The 3,460-nt window shown below is 70.0% G+C and carries 4 protein-coding genes; 1 reads left to right on the forward strand and 3 read right to left on the reverse strand.

Annotated elements, in window-relative coordinates:
• The 3 genes from QZW52_RS19005 to add all read right to left on the reverse strand — a co-directional run.
• Window positions 1-770 (reverse strand): pseudouridine-5'-phosphate glycosidase (locus tag QZW52_RS19005; protein ID WP_294001685.1); only part of this gene is annotated, 770 nt, incomplete at its 3' end.
• A 12-nt stretch (window positions 771-782) separates the two neighbouring features.
• Complete coding sequence (locus QZW52_RS19010) at window positions 783-1,715, reverse strand: carbohydrate kinase family protein (protein ID WP_294001686.1); 933 nt, start codon at window positions 1,713-1,715, stop codon at window positions 783-785.
• Window positions 1,712-2,746: an adenosine deaminase gene (gene add / locus QZW52_RS19015; protein ID WP_294001688.1), complete on the reverse strand. Its 1,035-nt coding sequence runs from the start codon at window positions 2,744-2,746 to the stop codon at window positions 1,712-1,714. Before add ends, QZW52_RS19010 begins: the two co-directional genes overlap by 4 nt.
• Before the next feature lie 193 nt (window positions 2,747-2,939).
• Here add and QZW52_RS19020 point away from each other — a divergent pair.
• Window positions 2,940-3,460, forward strand: a 521-nt coding sequence (locus QZW52_RS19020; RefSeq protein WP_294001689.1) for a BMP family lipoprotein, incomplete at its 3' end; no start/stop codon positions are given.

Raw genomic sequence — 3,460 nt, forward strand, 5'->3', positions numbered from 1 at the left:
CCCTGGGCGGCGGCCTCGTCCAGCGCCTGCCGCGTGATGGACTCGATCTCGGCGGGCAGGATCTCGTGCGCCACCGGCACCGGGTTGCTGAACACCACGCCGCCGCCCAGCCCCAGCGCCCATTTGGTCCGCACGAAGCGCGCCTGATCGGCCGGCGCGTCGATCCGAAAATCGCACGGCAGCCCGCTGTCGCGGCTGTAGAAGGCCGCGAACCGGTCCTGTCCCACACCGACCACCGGCACACCATGCGTCTCCAGATACTCCAGTGTCAGCGGCAGATCCAGCACCGACTTGGCCCCCGCGCAGACCACTGCCACCGGCGTGCGCGCCAGTTCCTGCAGATCGGCCGAGATGTCGAAGCTCTCCGCCGCACCGCGGTGGACCCCGCCGATGCCGCCCGTGACGAACACCTCGATGCCCGCCCGCGCCGCGCAGATCATCGTCGCCGCCACGGTCGTCGCACCCGCCCGGTGCATCGCCACCGCATACGGCAGGTCGCGCCGGCTGAGCTTCATCACGTCCGGGTCGCGGCCGAGCTGTTCAAGCTGCGCGTCCGACAGGCCGATGCAGATCTGCCCGTCCAGCACCGCGATCGTCGCCGGCGTGGCGCCACGGGCGCGGATGATCGCCTCGACCTCGCGGGCAGTCTCGACGTTCTGCGGCCAGGGCATGCCATGGGCGATGATGGTCGATTCGAGGGCGACGATCGGGCGGCCCGCGTCGCGCGCGGCCTGCACCTCGGTGGAAAAGCGCATCAGGGGATCGGACATCGGTGTTCCTTGTCAGAGGGAGTCAGGAGGGATCGGAGAGAACTGTTCGGCATTCGGCACGACGGTTTCGGCGCACTGCACCGTCCACGCCGCCCGCGCCAGTGCCTGCACACAGGTGAGCGACCAGCCGTGGTCCGCGACGGCACCGGTCCAGAGTCCGTGGCACAAGCCGGCGGCCAGCGCATCGCCCGCCCCGGTCACATCGACCACCGCCTCGGCAGGCACGACCGGCGCAGCCAGAAACACCAGCGCGCCCGCCACCGAGGTGTGGCACAAGCCGGCCTCGCCCAGCGTCACGACCACATCGCGCACACCCGCCGCACGCAGCCGCGCCACGCCGTCGGCCAGCACGTCGGTGCCCGCCCACGCCGCCAGCTCGCCGCGGTTGAGCACCAGCAAGCGCACGCCGTGCAGCCACGGCGGCAGGCGGTCCATCTTCGCTTCGGACACGGCCACCAGCACCAGAGGCGGCGCGCCCTCCCCGGCCGCCGCCGTCACCAGCGCAGCCAGCGTCGCCACCGGCAGGTTCAGATCGGCCACCACCAGCGCCGCGCCACGGCACACGTCCGCGTGCTGCACCAGCCAGTCCGGCGTGAGCTGTTCGCACAGGTCCATGTGGGCGAGCGCCACGTAGAGGCTGCCATCGCTGTCCAGCACAGCGGTGTAGCTGCCGGTGAGCGCACCGTCAATGGGCTGCACGGCGTGAACGTCGATGCCCGCCTGCGCTGCGGCGTCCAGCAGCGCGCGGCCGGCAGCGTCCTGGCCGACAGCGGTCAGCAGTTGCACCGGGATGCCGCAGCGGGCGAGGTTTTCCGCGACATTGCGGGCAACGCCGCCGAAGGTTTCGCGGGCCGTGGCCGGGTTGGAGCTGCCCGGCCGCACCGGCGCCGCCACGCGCAGCTTGCGGTCCACGTTGGCGCCGCCGAGACAGACGACGCCCGTCATGCCGCGTCGATCCGCGCCAGCGCAGCCGCCTTGCAAGCATCCCCAAGGAAGGATGCCCGCACCGCCGCCCGCTGCTGCTGCATCAGCGTGTCCACCGTCAGACCCTGGTGGACCTGCAGCGCGGCCAGCTCGCCACTCAGCGTCACCCGCGAAATGAGCCGGTTGTCGGTCGAGCAAGACAGGTTCAACCCCGCCGCGGTCATCGCGCCAAACGGGTGCGCCGCCAGACTCGCCGCCGCCCCGGTGTGGACATTGCTCGATGGGCAGACCTCGAAATGCACCCCTGACGCCCGTGCCTGCTCGACCCAGACCGGGTTGTCCATCACCCGCACGCCGTGGCCGATGCGGGTCGCGCCGAGCCGGATGGCCTCGATGACGCGGTGGCCGTCGTCGGCCTCGCCGGCGTGGCAGGTCAGGCCGAGTCCGGCGTCGTGCGCAACATGGAGCGCCTCGCGGTGCAGCGTTGGCGGAAAGCCCCGTTCAGCGCCCGCCAGATCGAAGCCGATGACACCGCGGTCAGCGTAGCGCCCCGCCATGCGCGCCACCGATGCGGTGCGCGCCGGATCATCCATCCGCATCGCGCAGACGATCAGCCCGCACGGCAGCGCACTGCGCGACAGCCCGGCCAGCAGCGCCTCGATCGCTGCTTCCGGGCGCAGACCGAGCGGCGCGAACAGGCTCGGCGCCATGCGGAACTCGGCCAGCACGCAGCCGTCGGCCAAGGCGTCCTCGGCCGCTTCGAAGGCCACACGCTCGCACGCCGCCACGCTGGCCATCGCGCCCACCGTCAGCGCGAAGCCGGCCAGATACCGCTCCAGGCTGCCAGCATGCGCGTTCGCCGCGAACCAGTCGCCCAGTGCCTCGGCGGTCTCGGCGGGGGGTTGCAGCCTGCGGGCACGGCACAGATCGAGCAGCGTCGCGGGCCGCAGACCGCCATCGAGGTGTTCGTGCAGCAGCACCTTGGGTCGGTGGCGCCAGGCGGCCAGGGTGTCCACCGGACTCTGCGGGCATGGGTCGTGCTTGTCGAGCATGGCATCAAACCCTTGGATTTAGGGAAAACGTGGAGCGCCTGCCGGATGTCGCAATCGCGGGGCAAACGTTAGGATGGTGTGAACTGTTTGGCAAGCTTGGCGAGCCAACGTTTGCGCTCTCCTCTCGGGACAGGACTCCGCGGCATTTCACCCGATGGCTCCGATTCCCGTCAACACCTCAACGAGACCTCCGATGAAGCCCTTGAAGCACCTCCTGCGCCTGACTGCCCTGTCCGTCACCCTCGCCGCCGCGCTGCCCGCCCTGGCCGATCCGGCGGTCATCTTCGACATGGGTGGCAAGTTCGACAAGTCCTTCAACGAAGCGGCCTACCGCGGCATGGAACGCTGGAAGAAGGAAACCGGCAAGCCCTACCTCGAATTCGAGATCGCCAACGAGACCCAGCGCGAGCAGGCCATCCGCCGCATGGCCGAACGGGGCGCCAGCCCGATCATCGGCATCGGCTTCGGCCAGGCGTCCAGCATCGAGAAGGTCGCCAAGGAGTTCCCGAAGCTCAAGTTCGCCATCATCGACATGGTGGTGGACGCGCCCAACGTGCAGTCGGTCGTGTTCAAGGAGCATGAAGGCAGCTTCCTCGTCGGCATGATGGCCGCGCAGGCGAGCAAGACCGGCAAGGTCGGCTTCGTCGGCGGCATGGACATCCCGCTGATCCGCAAGTTCCAGTGCGGCTACGAGCAAGGCGCCAAGTTCGCCAA

It is taken from the genome of Sphaerotilus sp. (assembly GCF_013299175.1).
Lineage (GTDB): Bacteria > Pseudomonadota > Gammaproteobacteria > Burkholderiales > Burkholderiaceae_C > Sphaerotilus.

Coding starts and splice junctions, on each gene's coding strand:
- QZW52_RS19010 (WP_294001686.1), bottom strand. CDS start 1,715: ATGACGGGCGTCGTCTGTCTCGGCGGCGCCAACGTGGACCGCAAGCTG.
- add (WP_294001688.1), bottom strand. CDS start 2,746: ATGCTCGACAAGCACGACCCATGCCCGCAGAGTCCGGTGGACACCCTG.